The organism is Archangium sp., from assembly GCF_036389735.1.
Lineage (GTDB): Bacteria > Myxococcota > Myxococcia > Myxococcales > Myxococcaceae > Archangium.
Window position 1 is genome coordinate 1 of sequence record NZ_DASVWK010001062.1, and the last position, 2884, is coordinate 2884.

2 protein-coding genes are annotated in these 2884 nt (G+C 73.0%); both read right to left on the reverse strand.

Features of this window, described 5'->3' with window-relative positions; translation table 11 throughout:
- A partial coding sequence (locus VF794_RS38015) for an AAA family ATPase (RefSeq protein WP_331118308.1) occupies window positions 1–2432 on the reverse strand: 2432 nt, incomplete at its 3' end.
- A partial coding sequence (locus VF794_RS38020) for a hypothetical protein (RefSeq protein WP_331118311.1) occupies window positions 2429–2884 on the reverse strand: 456 nt, incomplete at its 5' end. The genes VF794_RS38020 and VF794_RS38015, both read right to left, overlap by 4 nt.

A 2884-nucleotide genomic window follows, 5' to 3' on the forward strand; every position in this document is an offset into this window, starting at 1 on the left:
ACCAGCGTGTCCAGGTTCTCCTGGAGCATCCCCAGATCGCGCTCCACCGGCAGCACGTCGTGCACCGCGCGGTAGTGGAAGGTGCGGCCCACGACGCTGGCCACCTTCAGCACGAGCTGTTGCTGCGGCGAGCACTGGTCCATCCGGCTCAAGGCCGCGCCCTGGAGGGTGTCTGGCAGGTGCAGCTCGCGCAGCCGGCCGGGCTCCACGGTGAGCTGGCACCGCCCGCCCTCCACCCGCAGCACGCCCAGTCCCACCAGCGAGTACGCCAGCTCCTCGATGAAGAGAGGATGGCCCTCGGCCTTCTCGTAGAGCAGCGCGGCCAGGAGCTCCGGCAGCGCGTCCACGCCCAACCGGCGGCACACCAGGGTATGCGCCTCGACCTGCTCCAGCGGCCGCAGCTCCAGCCGGGTGGTGCGGCCCGTGGCGAGCAGCCGCTGGTACTCCTCCCCCACCTCCTCCAGCCCCCGCCCGGCCAGCACCACCAGCACGGTGGGAACGCGGCGGCGCACCTCCACCAGCAGCCGCCAGGACTCCTGGTCCAGCCACTGCGCGTCGTCGAAGGCCACCACGAAGGGCCGGCGCACCAGCGTGTACTCCAGCAGGTGCACCAGCAGGGCGTGCGTGTTCTCGCCACGCACCTCCGTGGCCATGGCGCGCGTCACCTCGTTCTCCGGCAGGCGCAACCCCAGCACGTCCGCCAGCAGGGGCTCCCACTCCGGCCCGTGGGGGTGGTCGGCCAGGGACTCGCGCAGGCCCTCGCGCAGGGGCTCCGCCGAGGTGACGGCCTCCGCGTCCGTCCTCGCCCGCGTGGTGAGCAGCGCCTCCAGCAGCGGCCGCCAGGCGCGGTACGCCACCGCGCGCTCGATGGCATCCCCCTGCCCCACCAGACACGGCAGCTCCCGCTCGGCCGCGTCGGTGAGGATGGCGGAGAGCAGCATGGACTTGCCCAGCCCCGTGTCCGCCTCCAGCACCAGCGCGCCGCCGATGCCCGCCGCCAGCTCGTCCAGCACGCCCCGCACCTGCTCGCGCTCGTGCTCGCGCCCCACCATGCCCCGCTCGAGCTGGCTGCGGTAGGCCGCCAGCAGCGGCTGCTGCCCCAGCCACGTCGAGGAGTCGAAGGCGGGCGTGGAGCCGGCCGGCTTGTTGCGCAGCACGCGGTGAAGGGCGACGGGGCTGGACTTCCCCTTGAGCTGGACGGGCGGCAGGGCCTCCAGCTCCACCCGGCCCCGCGTCGCGCGCGCGGTGGGCTCGTCGCACAGCACCTCGTCCTCGGCGCGCTGCATCAGCCGCGCCGACAGGTTCACCACGTCCCCCAGCACGGCGTACTCGCAGCGCGAGTCGGCGCCATAGGTGCCGCAGAAGGCCCGCCCCGTCGTCACGCCAATGCCGTGGCGCAGCCCCTGGGCCCGCAGGGCCTCGCCGATGGCCAGTGCCCCCTTCAGGGCCCGCTCGGCGTCGTTCTCGTGGGTGAGCGGCGGCAGGCCGAAGGTGCACGCGAAGACGATGCCCTTGTCCTCGGTGACGACCTGGTTGAGGTGCCCCTCGAAAGCGGCCAGCGCCTCCTGTACCGCGAGCGTGACGCGCTGGAGCGTCGAGCGCTCGGCCTGCAGCATCAGCCTCGGCTCCTTGAGGTTGATGAACAGCACGGACACCGGCCGCACCTCGGCCATCCACTCGGCGTGGCCGGCGTCCAGGCGGCGCAGCACCGTGCGGGGGACGAAGGCGCGCAGCGCGGACGGCGCCCACCCCGGCGGCTGCAGCGGGAGCGCATCCCCCGCCGTCAGCCCCGGCACGTTCACGAGCGCTCGCAGGCGGAAGAAACCTCCCGGCAGGGAGTCCCCCACCGCCCGGGCCCCCAGCAGCGCCCGGGCACGCTCATCCAGCACCACCTCGCCCGGGGAGGCCTCGTGGGCCGCCTGCCCCATGGCCTGGAAGGGCGCGCCCGTGGGCAGCAGCGACAGCCCCAGGTCCTCCCGCCCGACGATGGAGTACGACAGCGGGCCCGTGGCGATGCCGATGCGCAGCCGGATGTCGCGCAGCTCCGGCAGAGAGGCGCTCTGGAGGATGGGCTGCTGCTGGATGGCCAGCGCGCAGCGGGCCGCCGCCAGCACCGCGGCCTCCGGATTGTCCCCGGGCACCGTCCACGCGGCCAGCAGCGCGTCCCCGGCGAACTTCAGCACGTCCCCTCCCGAGCGGGACGTGCGCTCGATGAGGTGGCCGAACACGGCGTTGAGCAGCTCCTGCAGCCGCTCCAGCGCCCCCGGCCCCTGCCGCGCGATGCGCTCCACGCGCGGCACGAAGCCGGAGATGTCGGCGAACAGCACCGCCCCCTGGAGGACGGTCATCGACTCATGGGGCACCCGCGCCACCACGCGCTCCACCACGCAGTGGGGGACATAGCGTGTCAGCTCGCCGGGGGCCTGCCTCATGACGCCTTGTCTTCACCCGTGGGGGCCGGCATCCGCGCGACGACCAGCAGGTGGACGGCCTCGAAGACGATGACGGTGGTGAAGGTGACGAGCATCCACAGGAAGGGCTCCTCGATGGGAACCCCCGCCCACGCGTTGATGAAGATGCCGATCATCATCTCCGGCCGGTAGCCCCACCACTCATAGGGCACGGCGGCGGTGGCCTCCCACAGCATGCTGATGGTGAACATGGCGAGGGCCACGAAGCTGTAGGCCCGCCAGTTGATGAACGGGCTCACCGAGCCCAGCAGGAGGGTGCCGGGGATGAAGGCCACGGCGAGCAGGAAGGCGAAGTAGCCCGGGAAGCCCGGCTGCCCGGTGGAGCGCTTATAAAGGATGGCGGCGACCAGCAGGGCCACGCCGGTGAGCGCGCTGGGCCAGTGCAGCTGAATCTTCGGGCGGATGGCGCGCCG